We start from the raw sequence: 15,850 nt of genomic DNA, 5'->3' as shown, positions 1-15,850 counted from the left end.
CGGGCGATTACGCTCGGTGTTTCACGTCATCCTAAATCATCCCGGAGAGAGAACATGCTGAAAGGCAAGACCGCCCTCGTCACAGGCTCCACCAGCGGCATCGGCCTCGGCATCGCCAAGTCCCTCGCCCGCCAGGGCGCCAACATCGTGCTCAATGGCTTCGGCGATGCCGAAGGGCCCAAGGCCGAAGTGGCCGCGCTGGGCGTGAAGGTCGGCTACCACGGCGCCGACATGAGCAAGCCCGCGGACATCGAGGCCATGATGCACTACGCCGCCGAGACCTTCGGCCGCGTCGACATCCTCGTCAACAACGCCGGCATCCAGCACGTCGCCAAGGTGGAGGACTTCCCGCCCGAGCGCTGGGACGCCATCATCGCCATCAACCTCACCAGCGCCTTCCACACCACGCGCCTGGCGCTGCCGGCGATGAAGAAGGCCAACTGGGGCCGCATCATCAACGTGGCCTCGGTGCACGGCCTGGTCGCTTCGGCGGAGAAGTCGGCCTATGTCGCGGCCAAGCACGGCATCGTGGGCCTCACCAAGGTCACGGCGCTGGAGACGGCGCCCACCGGCATCACCTGCAACGCGATCTGCCCCGGCTGGGTGCTGACGCCGCTGGTGCAGAAGCAGGTGGACGCGCGTGCGGCGGCGGCCGGCATCTCCAACGAGGAAGCGAAGAAGCAGCTGCTGGCCGAGAAGGAGCCGTCGCTGCAGTTCACCACGCCCGAGGAGCTGGGCGAGCTCGCGGTGTTCTTCTGCTCGGAGGCGGGGAAGAACGTACGCGGGGTGGCGTGGAACATGGACGGGGGCTGGGCCGCGCAGTAAGCCGCGGCTCGGGGCGCGGCGCAATCATGACGCGCCGAACCGTAGGCTGGGTTTCGCGCCAGCGAACCCCAGCGGTCGGGCGCATCGCTGGGGTGCGCATACGCGCAACCCAGCCTACGAAGCCAGCCGCGAACGGCGTTCATTCCCCAAGCGCAAGCTCGTACGGATGCGTCAGCTCGAAGCGGCTGTCCGCCAGGTCGTAGTCCCAGCGCTCCACGCGCACCTGGCGCGCATCGCCGTTGGCCGGGGGTGACCAGCGGATGACGTTCACCGAGTTCGGCGAGCCGTGCCGCACGCGGTGCGACAGGGCCGTGCCCGCCTGCACGCAATAGAGCGGGCGCGTGGTCGCCGTCTCGGCCCGCGCGCACAGGTCGCTCACGAACGGCAGGTGGATGTGCCCGCCCAGCACGAGGTCGGCGCCCGCGCGCGCCCAGGCCTGCACGGCCGCCTCGCCGCCGTGCAGGCGGTCCTTCTCGTCCTCCGGCCGCATCACGCAGGCCGGCTGGTGCGTCACCACCACGCGCAGCTGCTCGGGCCGGGCGCCGTGCAGGCGCTTCACCACGCGGTTGATCTGCGCCGCCGACACCTCGCCGTCCTTGTGCCGCTCGGGCCGCGTGGTGTTCACGCCGATCACCAGCACGTCGCCGAACTCCAGCTCGGGCTCCAGCTCGTCGCCGAAGCAGGCCTTGTAGCCGCCGTACGGAGAGAACAGGCGCGCCACCACGTTGTAGAGCGGGATGTCGTGGTTGCCCGGCAGCGTGAGCAGCCGCTGCACGCCGAGCGAATCGCAGAACTGGCGCGCCGCGGCGAACTGCGCGCTGCGCGCGCGCTGCGTGATGTCGCCGCTCAGGATCACCGCGTCCGGCTGCTGCTCGCGCACCAGGGCCTGCAGGGCCGCCACGACGGGCGGCTCCTCCGTGCCGAAATGCGTGTCGGAGATGTGCAGCAGGACGGTCATCGCGGCGGCAGCCTTTCTTCTTCGGGAGGGAGCATCACGCGCAAAGGCCTCGGCGCGACCGTGATGCGGATCGGCAGCTGCATCCATTGCACCTCGCCGTCGGTGGCCACCTTCAGGCGCTTCGCGTTGCGCGTGCCGACGGTGAGCGAGCGCAGGGCGAAGCTGTGCACCTGGTGGTCCTCGCCGAGCTTGCCGACCAGCGCCGCCGCCGCCATCCGCAGCTTGGCCCAGGTGGACAGCGGCTGCACGATCACGCACGCCAGGCGCCCGTCCCCCACCTGCTGCACCACCTCGTCCTCGATGCCGACGCGTTGCAGTTGCAGGCGGTTGTTGCCGATGAAGACACTTGCCGTCCGCAGCTGGCGCAGCTCGCCATCCATCTCCACGTCGAGCACGAGCTTCAGCCGCCAGTCCAGCAGGCTCTTGAGCGCGGCGAGCATCGCGATCCAGCGGCGGCGCCCCAGCTTCTGCTTGACCGCCTCGCGGTCGGCGAGCAGCTTGGGATAGAGCCCCAGCGACGCATTCACGAGGAAGACGCGCTGGTTCGCCCAGCCCACCTGCACGTTCTCGGCCGAAGCGCGCAGCAGCGCGCGCGTGGCCTCCGCGGCGTCGAGCGGCAGGCCCAGCTGGCGAGCGAACAGGTTGAAGGTGCCTTGCGCGATGAGCCCCAGCGGGCAACCCACGGTCAGTGCCGCCTGCGCCGCGCAATTGATCGTGCCGTCGCCACCGGCGGCGACGAGGATGCCGCCGTGCTCCTGCGCGAGCCGCGCTGCCTCCTGGCACGCGGCGACGATCTCCCCGGGGGCGACGGGCACGAAGCGATGGGGACGGCCGGCGGCTTCGAGTTCGGCCTCGATCGTGCGCCGCACTTCGTCCTTCTCGGCGGCGCCGGAGCCGCGGTTCATGACGATGAACCACTCCGGCGCCGCGCCATGCGCGGCGGCCGGATCCTGTTCGGCTTCGGTCAGGAGCGCTGGCATGCGGAGCAGCTTAGCCGCGCGCCGCACCGCGGCCTGTCGGACTGAACCCAGCGATGCGCGTCAGCGCAGCTGCACCGAGCCCGAGACCATCACCGTCACCGCGCTCTTGCCGGGCTCCACCGGCACCGCTTCGGCCGACGCGACCTTCGCATCCATGGCCTGCATGCGCATGCGCGGCTGGAAGCCCGGCTCGTTCGTGTTCACCGACACTTCGCGCAGCGTGTAGCCCGAGAAGCCGAAGGCCTTGGCCAGCTCGCCGGCCTTGGCCTTGAAGCGCTCGATGGCCTGCGCCTGCGCCTCCGTCTCCACCTTCGCCCGCTGCTCGCGGCTCAGGCCGAAGCTCACGCCGGCGAGCGTCATGGTCTGGATCTTCCCGGCCGTCTGCGTGATGCGGGGGAAGTCGCGCCCTTCGAGGACCAGTTCCGCCGTGCCGGTCCAGCCGCTGATGCGCCCTTCGCGGTTGTTGCGCGGGTAGATCGCGAAATTGCCGGTGCGCACGTCCATCTGCCCGGGCTGCGCGTTGCGCTTCGCCTCGGCGAGCGCGGCGTCGAGCGCCGTCCGCAGCTGGGACTGCACCAGCGCCGGGTCGGTGCCGTCGCGCGCGGTGCTGAGCGTGATCTGCAGCAGGTCCTGCTGCACTTCCACCGTGCCGGTCGTCTGCAGCTGCAGCACGTTCTGGGGCGGGGGCAGCACCTGCGCCGGGGCGGCCAGGGCGGCGGCGGCCAGCGCGCAGCCGGCCAGCATCGTTTTCGTTCTCGTCATGGTTCCTTTCTTCTCGGGGGATCAGCGTTGCGGCCGCGGCCGGGGCCGTCCTCGGGCCGGGGCGGCGGCCCGTACTCGGACAGCTGGCGGCGCAGCTGCGCCCGCTCCACGGGCGTCAGCTGCCGGGGCCCGGAGGCCCCATCGCGATGGTATTGCTGCAGCGCCTGCCGCAGGTCGGGCGCCACCAGGGCCGGATGGGGCGGCGGCGGGGCCGCGGATGCCGCGGCGCCCGCCAGGGCGAACACGGCCGCAAGGTACTTCATGCAGAGTAGAACGGCCCGGCCGTCCCCTCGTTCACCGCCCCCCTTGTCAACGGGCCACGGTCGGGGCAACATTTGTAACACGGGGAAAAAGGACGGGGGAAAACCCGGAAATCGCGATTTCGCCGTTCAGAATCGGCGCTGTTACAAATTGGCTGACTGGAGACCCATGACCCAAGCTGCAGCACGGACCGACAAGATCCTGGTGGTGGACGACGACGCGCGCATCCGCGACCTGCTTCGCCGCTACCTCACCCAGGAAGGCTTCGAGGTGATCCTGGCCGAGGACGGCAAGGCACTGAACCGGCTGATGCTTCGCGAGACCGCGGACCTGATCGTCCTGGACCTGATGATGCCGGGCGAGGACGGCCTGTCGATCTGCCGGCGCCTGCGCGCGGCCAACGACCGCACGCCGATCATCATGCTCACCGCCAAGGGCGAGGACGTGGACCGCATCGTGGGCCTCGAAGTCGGCGCCGACGATTACCTGGGCAAGCCCTTCAACCCGCGCGAGCTGCTGGCCCGCGTGCACGCGGTGCTGCGCCGCCGCCCCGCGCAGGAAGCGCCCGGCGCGCCCTCCTCCGAGAACGAGGTCGTGAGCTTCGGTCCCTTCGCGTTCGACCTCGGCGCCCGCACGCTGCGCAAGAACGGCGAGGAACTGCCGCTCACCACCGGCGAATTCGCCATGCTCAAGGCGCTGGTGCGCCACCCGCGCCAGCCGCTGTCCCGCGAGAAGCTGGCGCAGCTGGCGCGCGGCCGCGAGTTCGAGCCCTTCGACCGCAGCCTGGACGTGCAGGTCTCGCGCCTGCGCAAGCTGATCGAAGCCGACCCGGCGTCCCCGCGCTACATCCAGACGGTGTGGGGCGTGGGCTACGTGTTCGTCCCGGACGGCGCGGGTTGACGTGCCTGCGGGGCGCGGCGCATGACAAAACGGTCGCGCTGCGCTCCAATGACGCAATGACCCTGCAGTACCCGTCATTCCCGTCATGATCCGTTCCGTCGTGACCCAGCTCGAACAGACCAGCCCGGCGCCGCTCGAGACGGCGCCGGCGCCACTGGAGATGCGCCCCCGCCTGGGCCTGTCGCTGTTCTGGCGCACCTTCTTCCTGCTCTCGCTGCTGCTGATCGGCTCCATCGTCGCCTGGCTGCAGACCTTCCGCGCGCTGGAGTTCGAGCCGCGCGCGGTGCAGACGGCGCAGCAGATCGCCTCGCTCGTGAACCTCAGTCGCGCGGCGCTGGTGCATGCGGACCCGATCGCCCGCGTGTCCCTGATCAAGACCCTCGCCGACCAGGAAGGCGTGCGCATCCTGCCGCGCGAACCCAAGGACCGCTACGCGCCGCTCGCCGGCAGCGCGATGGACCGGCGCATCGTCGACGAACTGGTCAGCCGGCTGGGCAGCGGCACGGTCATGGCGAGTTCCGTGAACGGCGACGAGGGCTTGTGGATCGGATTCAAGATCGACCGCGACGACTACTGGATGCTGATGGACCGCACCAAGTTCTCCCAGGTGGGCGGCAAGACCTGGCTGGTGTGGCTGATCACGGCGGCGGCGCTGTCGCTGGCCGGGGCGGCGGTGATCGCGCGGCTGATCAACCGGCCGCTGAAGCAGCTGTCCTTCGCCGCGAGCCGCGTGCGCGACGGCGACTTCGATGCGAGCCGCCTCGACGAGAAGGCGGTGACCAGCGAGATCCGCGAGGTCAACATCGGCTTCAACCGCATGGCGCAGCAGCTCGCCAAGATCGAGCAGGACCGCGCCGTCATGCTCGCCGGCATCTCGCACGACCTGCGCACGCCGCTCGCGCGCCTGCGCCTGGAAACCGAGATGAGCGTGGTGGACCCGGATGCGCGCGAGCACATGGCCGCCGACATCGACCAGCTCGACGCCATCATCGACAAGTTCCTCGACTACGCGCGGCCGGACCACGCGGAGCTCAAGCCCGTGGTGCTGAACGACGTGATCGAGGCGTGCATGTACGCCATCGAGGACCACGGCGACATCAAGGTCACCGTGGACATGCCCAAGAACCTGCAGGTGCTGGCCGACGAAGTGGAACTTGCGCGCGTCGTCTCCAACCTGCTGGAGAACGCGCGCCGCTACGGCAAGACGCCCGAGACCGGCGTGGCCACGGTGGACATCGCCGCGCGCGCCCGCAACGAGTGGGTGCTGCTGAAGGTGCGCGACCACGGCATGGGCGTGTCGCCCGACGCGCTGCCGAACCTGGTGAAGCCCTTCTTCCGCGGCGATGCGGCGCGCACGGCGGCCACGGGTGCGGGCCTGGGCCTCGCCATCGTGGACAAGACGGTGCAGCGCATGGGCGGCATCTTCGCCCTCGCGAACACCACGTCGGGCGGGCTCGCGGCGCACATCAAGCTGCAGCGGCCGCGGATGATGCCGCCCGTGCCGGGCGGCTCCGAGCACCGGCCCACGCGCGCGCCGGAAGCGTCCGAGACGCCCGCGGCCTGAGCGCCGCGCTCCGCGGTTCCCGTAGGCTGGGTTTCGCGCCAGCGAACCCCAGCGACCACCGCCGCGCCTCCGTACCAACCACGATCTACGCGCGCATCCCGCCACGGCAGGACCTGCGCGTGGGCAGCTATTCCGACGCGCTGCAGCTGGTGATCAGCTACTGAGCCGACAGCAGCACGACGGCGCGCGCCTCGATGCTGTGGCCCATGCCGACGGGGCCGAGCTTCTCGGCGGTCTTCGCCTTCACGTTCACCTGGCCGGGCGCGATCTCCAGCGCCTGCGCGATGCGCGCGCGCATGGCTTCGATGTGCGGCGCCATTTTCGGCGCCTGCGCCACGATCGTGCTGTCCACGTTGACGACCTGCCAGCCTTGCGCCCGCACGCGCACCGCAGCCTCCTTCAGCAGCGCCATGGAATCCGCGCCGCGGAAGCGTTCGTCGGTGTCGGGGAAGTGCCGGCCGATGTCGCCGAGCCCCGCCGCGCCGAAGAGCGCGTCGGTGATGGCGTGCAGCAGCGCGTCCGCGTCGGAGTGACCGAGCAGGCCGCGCTTATGGGGAATCTCGACGCCGCCCAGCACCAGCTTGCGGCCGGGCACCAGGGCGTGCGTGTCCCAGCCTTCGCCGATGCGCAGCTGCATCAGCGGCGGCCGCGGAGGACCGCTTCGGCCATCGCGAAGTCCTCGGGGTACGTGACCTTGAAGTTCTGCCCGCCGGCTTCCACCAGCAGCGGCTTGAGGCCCATGTGCTCGATCGCGCTGGCCTCGTCCGTGACCTTGTCGCCGGCGGCTTCGAGCGCCTGGCGCAGCATGCCGACGCGGAACATCTGGGGCGTCTGCGCCTGCCACTTGTCGCCGCGGTTGATCGTGCCGGCGACCCGGCCGTTCTCGGCGATCTTCAGCGTGTCCGCCAGCGGATGCGCCAGCAGGCCGCCGACCTCGTCGCCCACGCAGGCGTCGATGAGGCGGTCGATGAGCTCCGGCGTGATGAGGCAGCGCGCCGCATCGTGCACCAGCACCCAGTCGTTGTCCGTCGCACCGACACGGCGCAGCTCGCGCAGGCCATTGGCCACGCTCGCGGCGCGCGTCGGCCCGCCGCACGGGACGACCAGCGCCGAGGTGGTGGGATTGCGTTCGAAGAAGCCGTCGCCCTCGGCCACGACCACCAGCGTGCGCGCGATGCGCTTCACGCCGGCAAAGGCCGACAGCGTGTGCCACACCATGGGCTGGCCGCCGACACGCTCGTACTGCTTGGGTCCCGCCGTGCCGGCGCGGCTGCCGTGCCCGGCGCAGGGGATCAGTGCGAAGAAACGGGGAGGAGTTGCGTTCGCGTTCATGTCCGTCGAGTCCATTCTATGCCTGCCACCACGGGCGGCGCCATGAGGAAATTTGTGCTCTCCTGACGCCTTGCAAGGGCCCCCAAGGGACTTTGCGGGTGGGGTAATATCTTCCCGCACCCCCTCGTTCGCGACGCGGGGGTGTTTTGCATTTCCGCTTCCTCCCGATGGATTTACCCAAGCTTCAATCCGGCCGCCGCATGACGCTGCCGCGTCCCGTCGGCTCGGCCGATGCGCTGCTGCTCGCCCGGCTGGGCCAGCGCGAGCTCGGCGAGGGCAAGCTCACCGCCATCGTCACGGCCGACGCCAACGATGCCCAGCGCCTGCTGGAAGAGATCGCCTTCTTCGCCCCCCAGCTGCGCTGCGCGCTCTTCCCGGACTGGGAGACGCTGCCCTACGACACCTTCTCCCCGCACCAGGACCTGATCAGCGAGCGCCTGGCGACGCTGTGGCGCATCCTGCAGCGCGAAGCCGACGTGGTGCTGGTGCCCGCGAGCACGGCCTTGTACCGCCTGGCGCCGCCGGCCTTCCTGGCGGGCTACACCTTCCACTTCCGCGTGCAGCAGAAGCTCGACGAGGCAAAGCTCAAGGCGCAGCTGACGCTGGCGGGCTACAACCACGTCACGCAGGTGGTGAGCCCCGGCGAGTACGCGGTGCGCGGCGGCCTGATCGACCTGTTCCCCATGGGTTCGCCGGTGCCCTACCGCGTCGACCTGTTCGACGACGAGGTCGACTCGATCCGCACCTTCGACCCGGACTCGCAGCGCAGCCTCTATCCCGTGCCCGAGGTGCGCCTGCTGCCCGGCCGCGAGTTCCCCATGGACGACGAGGCGCGGGCGCGCTTCCGCAGCCGCTGGCGCGAGCTGCTGGAAGGCGACCCGACCAAGAGCCGCATCTACAAGGACATGGGCAACGGCGTCGCCACGGCCGGCATCGAGTACTACCTGCCCCTCTTCTTCGAGGAGACGGCCACCGTCTTCGACTACCTGGGCGCGCAGTCCAGCGTGGTGCTGCACGGCGACCTGGAGCCCGCGTTCCAGCGCTTCTGGCAGGACACGCGCGACCGCTACCGGCTGGTGCAGGGCGACCCGGAGCGGCCGGTGCTGCCGCCCGAGGCCCTGTTCCTGAGCAGCGAGCAGTTCTTCGTGCGCGCGAACGAGCACGCGCAGCTGGCGCTGAAGTCGGTGCCGCAGGAAGAAGGCTATGCCGAGTTCCGGCGGCTGCCGAACATGTCCGTGGTGCGCGGGGCCGAAGACCCGCTCAAGGAGTTCAAGTACCACGTCGGGCGCAGCTCGCATCGCGTGCTGGTCCTGGCCGAAAGTGCGGGCCGGCGCGAGAGCCTGCTGGATTTCCTGCGCGCGAGCCAGCTCACGCTGCCCGCCTTCGAATCGCTTGCCGAGTTCCAGGCCAGCCAGGAGAAGCTGGGCATCGCCACCGGGGCGCTGGCGAGCGGCTTCTCCTGGGTCGAGGAGGCGATCGACCTCGTCACCGAAACCGAGCTCTTCGCCACCGGCGCCACGACGCGCCGCCGCAAGAAGCAGGAGCAGGTCAGCGACGTCGACGCGCTGATCAAGGACCTGTCGGAGCTGAACGTGGGCGACCCCGTCGTGCATGCGCAGCACGGCATCGGCCGCTACCGCGGGCTCACGAGCATGGACCTCGGCCAGGGCAGCACCGAGTTCCTGCACCTGGAGTACGCGGGCGACGCGACGCTGTACGTCCCCGTGAGCCAGCTCCACCTGATCAGCCGCTACACGGGCGTGGGCTCGGACGAGGCGCCGCTGCACAAGCTGGGCTCCGGCCAGTGGGACAAGGCCAGGCGCAAGGCGGCCGAACAGGTGCGCGACAGCGCGGCCGAACTGCTGAACATCTACGCGCGGCGCGCGGCGCGGCAGGGCCACGCCTTCCGCTTCTCGGCGCAGGACTACGAGCAGTTCGCCAACGACTTCGGCTTCGACGAGACGGCGGACCAGAACGCGGCGATCCACGCCGTGATCCAGGACATGGTCTCGCCGCGGCCCATGGACCGCCTCGTGTGCGGCGACGTGGGCTTCGGCAAGACGGAAGTCGCGCTGCGCGCCGCATTCATCGCGGTCACGGGCGGGCGGCAGGTCGCCTTCCTCGCACCGACGACGCTGCTGGCGGAGCAGCACTACCAGACGCTGGTGGACCGCTTCAGCAAGTGGCCGGTGAAGGTGGCGGAGATGAGCCGCTTCCGCTCCACGAAGGAGATCAACGCCGCGGCGAAGGGCCTGGAGGACGGCAGCATCGACATCGTGGTCGGCACGCACAAGCTGCTCTCGGGTTCGATCAAGTACAAGAACCTGGGCCTGCTGATCATCGACGAGGAGCACCGCTTCGGCGTGCGCCACAAGGAGGCGATCAAGGCCTTGCGCGCCGAAGTCGACGTGCTGACGCTCACCGCGACGCCCATTCCCCGCACGCTGGGCATGGCGCTCGAAGGCCTGCGCGACCTCTCGGTCATCGCCACCGCGCCGCAGCGCCGCCTGGCGATCAAGACCTTCGTGCGCAACGAAGGCAACGGCGTGATCCGCGAGGCGGTGCTGCGCGAATTGAAGCGCGGAGGCCAGGTCTACTTCCTGCACAACGAGGTGGAGACCATCCAGAACCGGCGCGAGGCGCTGGAGCGGCTGTTGCCGGAAGCGCGCATCGCCGTGGCGCACGGCCAGATGCCGGAGCGCGAGCTGGAGCGCGTGATGCGCGACTTCGTGCAACAGCGCTTCAACGTGCTGCTGTGCTCCACCATCATCGAGACCGGCATCGACGTGCCGACGGCGAACACCATCGTGATCTCGCGCGCCGACAAGTTCGGCCTCGCGCAGCTGCACCAGTTGCGCGGCCGCGTGGGCCGCAGCCACCACCAGGCGTATGCGTACCTGATGGTCCCGGACATCGAGAGCCTGACCAAGCAGGCGGCGCAGCGGCTGGACGCGATCCAGCAGATGGAGGAACTGGGCTCGGGCTTCTACCTCGCGATGCACGACCTGGAGATCCGCGGCGCCGGCGAGGTGCTGGGCGAGAACCAGAGCGGCAACATGCTGGAGGTCGGCTTCCAGCTGTACAACGAGATGCTCTCCGAAGCCGTGAAGTCGCTGAAGGCCGGCAAGGAGCCGGACCTGCTGGCGCCGCTGTCGGTCACGACCGAGATCAACCTGCATGCCCCGGCGCTGCTGCCGGACGACTACTGCGGCGACGTGCACCTGCGGCTTTCCTTCTACAAGAAGCTCGCGACGGCGAAGAACGTGGACCAGATCGACCGCCTGCTGGAGGAGATCGTGGACCGCTTCGGCAAGCTGCCGCCGCAGGCGCAGACGCTGATCGACGTGCACCGCCTGCGCGTGCTGGCGCGGCCCTATGGCGTGGTGAAGGTCGATGCGGCGCCGACCGTGATCCACATCACCTTCAAGGCCAACCCGCCGGTGGAGCCGCTGGCCATCATCCAGCTGGTGCAGAAGAACAAGCACATCAAGCTGGCCGGCAACGACAAGCTGCGCATCGAGAAGTCGCTGGTGGACGCGAAGGAACGGGCGCAGATGGTGCGGGACGTGCTGCGGGCCCTGGGGCAGCCGAAGGTGACCGAACCCGCTTAGGTCTTCCTCCCTCCCCTCCGGGGGAGGGTCGGGGTGGGGGCACGCGCGTCGCTTGCGCCCCATCAAGTGCCTGCTCCTGCCGGGCCAGCACAATCGAGGCGTGCCCGCCGAACTCGCCCTTGCCTCCTTCGCACTGGCGCTCGCCCTCTGGTTCCGCCCCTGGGGCATCCTCCTCCGCGCCCCGGCGCTCCTCACGCCCGCCCTCGCGACCCTCGTCGTGCTGCCCTGGCTCTGGGCTCTTCCCGCCCTCCAGCACTCCGCCCTCCCCCTCCAGTGGTCCGGCGCAGTCCTCGTGCTCCTGATGCTCGGTTGGCCGCTCGCCGTCCCCGTCCTGGCGGCGGTGGGCGCCGTTGCGTGGACGATCTCGCCGCTCACCGTCGAACAGGCCGTGTCCCTCACCGTGTGGCTCGGCGTTGTCCCGGCAAGCTTGGCCGTCCTCGTGGGCGCCCTGCTGCGCCGCTGGACGCCGGACCACGCATTCATCTACATCCTCGGCCGCGGTTTCCTCGGCGCCGTGCTGTGCCTGTTCGCCTCGGGCCTCCTCGCGCAGCATTTCGGCGCGGCGCTGCCGGGCGTGTCCTCCGACCTGAGCCGCGTCGCGCGCTGGCTGATGGCGTGGGGCGACGCCTTCGTCACCGGCATGCTCACGGCGATCTTCGTCGCCTTCAAGCCGGAGTGGCTGCTGACGTGGTCGGATGCGCGCTACCTGCGCAAGGCGCCGTAGACTGCCGCATGGCTGCACCGAAAGACGCCTTCGCCAGCTACTGCGCCGAACTGCTGTCGGCCAACGGCACCGTGCGCGTGAGGCGCATGTTCGGCGGGCACGGGATCTACGTCGACGACCTGTTCGTCGCGATCGTGGTGGGGGAGACGCTGTACCTGAAGGCGGACGAGAAGACGCTGCCGCGGTTCGAGGCCGAGGGATGCGCGCCCTTCACGTACACGGCGAAGGGGAAGCGGCAGGTGTCGCTCGGGTACCGGGCGGCGCCGGCGGAGGCGATGGATTCGCCGGCGCTGATGCGGCCGTGGGCGCAGCTGGCGGTGGATGCGGCGCTGCGCTCCCGGTAGGCTGGGTTTCGCGCGAGCGAACCCCAGCGCCGTGGCGCATCGCTGGGGTGCGCATCCGCGCAACCCAGCCTACGGGGCCATGGCGCTCTTTGCGACAATCCAGCCATGCCTGCCCAAGAATTCTCCCCCGGCCTGCAAATCCAGGGCTTCACCCCGCCCCTGCACCTGAAGGACTTCAAGCTCATCGCCTTCGACATGGACTCCACGCTCATCAACATCGAGTGCGTGGACGAGATCGCGGATGCGGTCGGCAGGAAGGAGGAAGTGGCCGCGATCACCGAGGCCGCGATGCGCGGCGAGATCGCCGACTACAAGGAGAGCCTGCGCCGCCGCGTCGCCCTGCTCGAAGGCGTGACCGTGGCGGACATGGAGATGATCTACACCGAGCGGCTGCAGCTGAACCCCGGCGCCGAGCGCCTGGTGCAGGCCTGCAAGGCCGCGGGCATGAAGGTGCTGCTGGTCTCCGGCGGCTTCACCTTCTTCACCGACCGCATCCGCGACAAGTTGGGCATCGACTACACCCGCTCCAACGTGCTGGAGATCCGCTCCGGCCCGAACTGCGGCGAGCTCACCGGCCGGATGGTCGACCAGCCCTGGGGCGACATCTGCGACGGCGAGGAGAAGCGCAGGATGTTCCTCGAGACCTGCGCCAATCTCGGCATCTCGCCCAAGCAGGCCATCGCGATGGGCGACGGCGCCAACGACCTGCCGATGATGGGTGAAGCGGGCCTCTCCGTCGCCTACCACGCGAAGCCGAAGGTGCGCGAGCAGGCGATGGTGGCGATCAACTCGGGCGGGCTCGATCGCCTGCTGGAAGTGCTGCGGTAACCGGCCCCCGCCGCGCCGGCAGGTAACCCGGCAGCCGCACGATGAAGGTCGTGCCCTCGCCCACCGCGCTCTCCACGGCGATCGTCCCGCCGTGCATGTCCACCGCGTTCTTCACGATCGCGAGCCCCAGGCCCGTGCCTTGGATGTCGCCGACGTTGCTCGCCCGGTGGAAGGACTCGAACAGGTGGTCCATCTCCGCCGGCGGGACGCCGATGCCCTGGTCGCGCACGCGGAACACCGTGTCGTCCTCGTCGCGCCGCACCTCGAAGCGCACCTCCCCGCCGCCGGGCGAATACTTGATCGCGTTGGACAGCAGGTTGACGAAGATGTGGCGCAGCAGCTTCTCGTCGTAGAGGCTCGGCGCGAGGTCGGGCGCCACGTCGCACACCACGCGGCTCGTTGCGCCCGGGTGCTGCAGCCCCGCCTCGTCCACCAGGCGCGGGCACAGCACGCGCAGGTCGATGCGCGCCGGCTTGAATTCCAGCATCTGCGCGTCGGCGCGCCCGAGCAGCAGCACGCGGTCCAGCATGCGCGACATGCGCTGCACGCCTTGCGCGATCCCGTCCAGCGTCTCGTCGCGTTCCTCCGGCGGCAGGCGGTCGCCGTAGTGCCGCAGCAGCTCGCCCGCCGAGAGGATCGCCGCCAGCGGCGTGCGGAACTCGTGGCTGGTCATCGCGACGAAGCGTGACCGCATCTCGTTGAGCGCCTGCTGCTGCTCCAGCGCCTCGCGCATCCGCGCTTCGGAGTGCTTGCGCCGCGTGATGTCCAGGAAGGTCCAGATCACACCCGAGTCCGGGTCGTGCGGGCGCACGCAGCTGCCGCCCATCTCCACCCAGAACAGCTCGCCGGTGCGCCGGCGCAGCTGCATCTCGCAGGTGTAGGAGTTGGTCGCGATGAGCGTCGCGCGCGCCTCCACGCCGAAGCGTTGCCAGGTCTGCGTGTCGGGGTGGAGGTAATCCGAGCTCTGCCCCGTGAGCACCTGGCGTGGGTAGCCGAGCATGTCCGCGAACTTCTGGTTCACCCACTCGTGGCGGCGCTTCACCGACAGCACGATGCCCACCACCGCGTTGTTCAGGATGGCCTCGCGTTCGCGCATCGTGCGCTGCAGCTGCTCCTCCAGGTCCTTGCGGCGGGAGATGTCCCGGATGATCCACACGGTGCCCTGGTTGCGCGCGTCGTGGCCGACGGCCTTGCCCGAGAGCTGGATCCACAGGCGCGTGCCATCGAGCCGCTGCACCTGCAGCTCGCGCTCGTACACCTCGCCGCGCGCGGCGGCGGCGATGACTTCGCCGCCCACTTCCAGGTAGTGCTCGCGCGAGAGGTAGAAGGGCTCCATCGACTCCACCTGCTCGCCGTCGGCCGCGCCGAACATCTCCAGCATTGCCCGGTTGGCCCAGCGCAGCCGCCCGTCGCCGGTGAGGAAGCAGATGCCGACGATGGAGTTCTCCAGGATCAGCTCGCGTTCCTGCAGCGCCGTCTGCAGCTTCTGCTGCGAGTCCGACAAGGCCTCCACCAGCGCCTGCTCCGCCGCGAGCCGCGCGTTCGCCTGCTCGCGCTGGCGCTGCGCCACGTTGATGCGGTCGCCCAGCGCGAAGGACAGCAGCACCATCTCCACGGCGGACCCGAGCAGCAGCGAATTCGAGGTGAAGGCGTTCGACGGGATGAAGCCCGAGTTGTGCAGCAGCAGCGTGAACACGCCGAGCAGCAGCACCGCCCACGCGGCGAGGTACTGGCGCGCGCCGCCGTGGCCGCGCCGCATCGCCAGCACGCCGGTCGCGACGAGCGCCGCGATGCCCACCGGCGACAGGACCATCAGCATCCACGCGGAGAACACGTAGGGCAGCGCGGCGGCCGCGACCGCCGTCAGTGCCCAGAGCCAGGCCAGCACGCGCAGCACGCGGTCCATCCGCGGCAGCGACGTGGCGCTCTCCAGGAAGCGGCGCGCGAAGAGCAGCGCGAACACGCCGGCCAGCGCGACGCCCACGTGCGGCACCACGCCGTTCCACCACACCAGCCCCGGCCACAGGAACTGCGAGCCCAGCCCGGTCAGCGCGCCTTGTGCCAGCCCCAGCGAGGCGACGAACAGCACGTACAGCAGGAAGGAGAGGTCGCGCGCCGACACCCACAGCAGCAGGTTGTAGAGGAGCAGGCCGACGAGCAAGCCGAAATAGAGCGCCAGCGCGGCGTACGCCAGCTGGTCCTGGTGCCACAGGGCCTGCGGCCGCCACAGGCGCAGCGGCGCGGCCACGACGCCCTCGCTGGCCAGCCGCAGGTACAAGGTCGTGGCCTGCCCCGGCGCGATGCGCACCGGCAGCACGTGGTTGCGGTGCGCCATGGGGCGGCGCGTGAAAGGCTCCTGGTCGCCGCCCACCTGCCGCTGCCAGGCCCCCTTGGCGTCGCGCGTGAACAGCTCCAGGCGGTCCAGCGGCGGGTACGCGAGTTCCAGCAGCCAGTCCGGGTCGCTGCCGGCGGGAGCCTGCAGGACGATGCGCAGCCAGATGGCGCCGCGCGTCATGCCGAAGTTGGCCGAAGGCCCGCTGCCTTGCACCGCGTGGAAGCGGGCCTGCTGCGCGGGCTGCAGGATGCCGGCCAGGTCGAGGTCGCCTTCGTGGTCCTCCAGCACGTTGACGTGCGGGCCGAGGTTGTAGCGGCCTTCCGCGCCGAGCACGAGCGGCCCGCCCTGCGCCCAGGCCACCGGCAGGGCGAGCATCCAGAGCAGGACGAAGCGGAGGAGCAGGACGTGGCGCCGGCGCATGGCAGC

14 protein-coding genes are annotated in these 15,850 nt (G+C 70.1%); 7 read left to right on the top strand and 7 right to left on the bottom strand.

Annotated elements, in window-relative coordinates:
• The first annotated feature begins 54 nt into the window (after positions 1-54).
• The gene (locus tag H8N03_RS10105) at positions 55-825 is read left to right on the top strand and encodes a 3-hydroxybutyrate dehydrogenase (RefSeq protein ID WP_187076037.1); all 771 of its coding nucleotides are present in this window, start codon (positions 55-57) and stop codon (positions 823-825) included.
• A 139-nt stretch (positions 826-964) separates the two neighbouring features.
• On the opposite strand, the gene H8N03_RS10100 is transcribed toward H8N03_RS10105, so the two are convergent.
• The 4 genes from H8N03_RS10100 to H8N03_RS10085 are packed head-to-tail and all read right to left on the bottom strand — an operon-like array spanning position 965 to position 3,788.
• Positions 965-1,783 (bottom strand): metallophosphoesterase family protein, encoded by an 819-nt coding sequence (locus H8N03_RS10100; protein WP_187076036.1) that lies wholly within the window; start codon positions 1,781-1,783, stop codon positions 965-967.
• A complete protein-coding gene (locus H8N03_RS10095) occupies positions 1,780-2,763 on the bottom strand; it encodes a diacylglycerol/lipid kinase family protein (protein WP_187076035.1) in 984 nt (327 codons plus the stop codon). The genes H8N03_RS10100 and H8N03_RS10095 overlap by 4 nt, the downstream gene beginning before the upstream one ends.
• A 60-nt stretch (positions 2,764-2,823) precedes the next feature.
• Positions 2,824-3,525 (bottom strand): SIMPL domain-containing protein, encoded by a 702-nt coding sequence (locus H8N03_RS10090; protein WP_187076034.1) that lies wholly within the window; start codon positions 3,523-3,525, stop codon positions 2,824-2,826.
• A complete protein-coding gene (locus H8N03_RS10085) occupies positions 3,522-3,788 on the bottom strand; it encodes a hypothetical protein (RefSeq protein WP_187076033.1) in 267 nt (88 codons plus the stop codon). The genes H8N03_RS10090 and H8N03_RS10085 overlap by 4 nt, the downstream gene beginning before the upstream one ends.
• 166 nt (positions 3,789-3,954) lie before the next feature.
• On the opposite strand from H8N03_RS10085, the gene ompR reads away from it, so the two are divergent.
• Positions 3,955-4,686 (top strand): osmolarity response regulator transcription factor OmpR, encoded by a 732-nt coding sequence (ompR, locus tag H8N03_RS10080; protein ID WP_187076032.1) that lies wholly within the window; start codon positions 3,955-3,957, stop codon positions 4,684-4,686.
• An 85-nt stretch (positions 4,687-4,771) separates the two neighbouring features.
• Positions 4,772-6,250 carry a sensor histidine kinase gene (locus tag H8N03_RS10075; protein WP_187076031.1) on the top strand — a complete coding sequence of 493 codons (1,479 nt, stop codon included), beginning with the start codon at positions 4,772-4,774 and terminating at the stop codon, positions 6,248-6,250.
• A 157-nt stretch (positions 6,251-6,407) separates the two neighbouring features.
• On the opposite strand, the gene ispF is transcribed toward H8N03_RS10075, so the two are convergent.
• On the bottom strand, positions 6,408-6,887 hold the full coding sequence (gene ispF, locus H8N03_RS10070) for a 2-C-methyl-D-erythritol 2,4-cyclodiphosphate synthase (RefSeq protein WP_187076030.1): 480 nt from the start codon (positions 6,885-6,887) through the stop codon (positions 6,408-6,410).
• Entirely contained in the window at positions 6,887-7,582 is a 696-nt protein-coding gene (gene ispD / locus H8N03_RS10065; RefSeq protein ID WP_255428154.1) for a 2-C-methyl-D-erythritol 4-phosphate cytidylyltransferase, read from the bottom strand. The genes ispF and ispD overlap by 1 nt, the downstream gene beginning before the upstream one ends.
• Before the next feature lie 167 nt (positions 7,583-7,749).
• On the opposite strand from ispD, the gene mfd reads away from it, so the two are divergent.
• From mfd to serB, 4 genes are all read left to right on the top strand, one after another.
• Positions 7,750-11,193, top strand: coding sequence for a transcription-repair coupling factor (gene mfd / locus H8N03_RS10060; RefSeq protein WP_187076028.1), 3,444 nt, complete (start codon positions 7,750-7,752; stop codon positions 11,191-11,193).
• Between the two features lie 100 nt (positions 11,194-11,293).
• Complete coding sequence (locus H8N03_RS10055; protein WP_187076027.1) at positions 11,294-11,917, top strand: hypothetical protein; 624 nt, start codon at positions 11,294-11,296, stop codon at positions 11,915-11,917.
• Between the two features lie 8 nt (positions 11,918-11,925).
• Complete coding sequence (locus H8N03_RS10050; RefSeq protein ID WP_187076026.1) at positions 11,926-12,261, top strand: TfoX/Sxy family protein; 336 nt, start codon at positions 11,926-11,928, stop codon at positions 12,259-12,261.
• A 105-nt stretch (positions 12,262-12,366) separates the two neighbouring features.
• The gene (gene serB, locus H8N03_RS10045) at positions 12,367-13,089 is read left to right on the top strand and encodes a phosphoserine phosphatase SerB (RefSeq protein ID WP_187076025.1); all 723 of its coding nucleotides are present in this window, start codon (positions 12,367-12,369) and stop codon (positions 13,087-13,089) included.
• Here the strand turns inward: serB and H8N03_RS10040 are convergent.
• On the bottom strand, positions 13,046-15,844 hold the full coding sequence (locus H8N03_RS10040) for a 7TM diverse intracellular signaling domain-containing protein (protein WP_187076024.1): 2,799 nt from the start codon (positions 15,842-15,844) through the stop codon (positions 13,046-13,048). The two genes, serB and H8N03_RS10040, sit on opposite strands and share 44 nt — an antisense overlap.
• Positions 15,845-15,850 lie beyond the last annotated feature (6 nt).

The sequence above is a fragment of the Ramlibacter cellulosilyticus genome (assembly GCF_014297465.1).
Taxonomy (GTDB): domain Bacteria; phylum Pseudomonadota; class Gammaproteobacteria; order Burkholderiales; family Burkholderiaceae_C; genus Ramlibacter; species Ramlibacter cellulosilyticus.
The sequence above is the reverse complement of the archived record's forward strand: the minus strand, read 5'-3'. Positions and strand labels throughout refer to the sequence as shown.

Bases quoted from the DNA above. Each gene is read 5' to 3' on its own strand.
- H8N03_RS10105 (WP_187076037.1), top strand. From the start codon at position 55: ATGCTGAAAGGCAAGACCGCCCTCGTCACAGGCTCCACCAGCGGCATC.
- H8N03_RS10100 (WP_187076036.1), bottom strand. From the start codon at position 1,783: ATGACCGTCCTGCTGCACATCTCCGACACGCATTTCGGCACGGAGGAG.
- H8N03_RS10095 (WP_187076035.1), bottom strand. From the start codon at position 2,763: ATGCCAGCGCTCCTGACCGAAGCCGAACAGGATCCGGCCGCCGCGCAT.
- H8N03_RS10090 (WP_187076034.1), bottom strand. From the start codon at position 3,525: ATGACGAGAACGAAAACGATGCTGGCCGGCTGCGCGCTGGCCGCCGCC.
- H8N03_RS10085 (WP_187076033.1), bottom strand. From the start codon at position 3,788: ATGAAGTACCTTGCGGCCGTGTTCGCCCTGGCGGGCGCCGCGGCATCC.
- ompR (WP_187076032.1), top strand. From the start codon at position 3,955: ATGACCCAAGCTGCAGCACGGACCGACAAGATCCTGGTGGTGGACGAC.
- H8N03_RS10075 (WP_187076031.1), top strand. From the start codon at position 4,772: ATGATCCGTTCCGTCGTGACCCAGCTCGAACAGACCAGCCCGGCGCCG.
- ispF (WP_187076030.1), bottom strand. From the start codon at position 6,887: ATGCAGCTGCGCATCGGCGAAGGCTGGGACACGCACGCCCTGGTGCCC.
- ispD (WP_255428154.1), bottom strand. From the start codon at position 7,582: ATGAACGCGAACGCAACTCCTCCCCGTTTCTTCGCACTGATCCCCTGC.
- mfd (WP_187076028.1), top strand. From the start codon at position 7,750: ATGGATTTACCCAAGCTTCAATCCGGCCGCCGCATGACGCTGCCGCGT.
- H8N03_RS10050 (WP_187076026.1), top strand. From the start codon at position 11,926: ATGGCTGCACCGAAAGACGCCTTCGCCAGCTACTGCGCCGAACTGCTG.
- serB (WP_187076025.1), top strand. From the start codon at position 12,367: ATGCCTGCCCAAGAATTCTCCCCCGGCCTGCAAATCCAGGGCTTCACC.
- H8N03_RS10040 (WP_187076024.1), bottom strand. From the start codon at position 15,844: ATGCGCCGGCGCCACGTCCTGCTCCTCCGCTTCGTCCTGCTCTGGATG.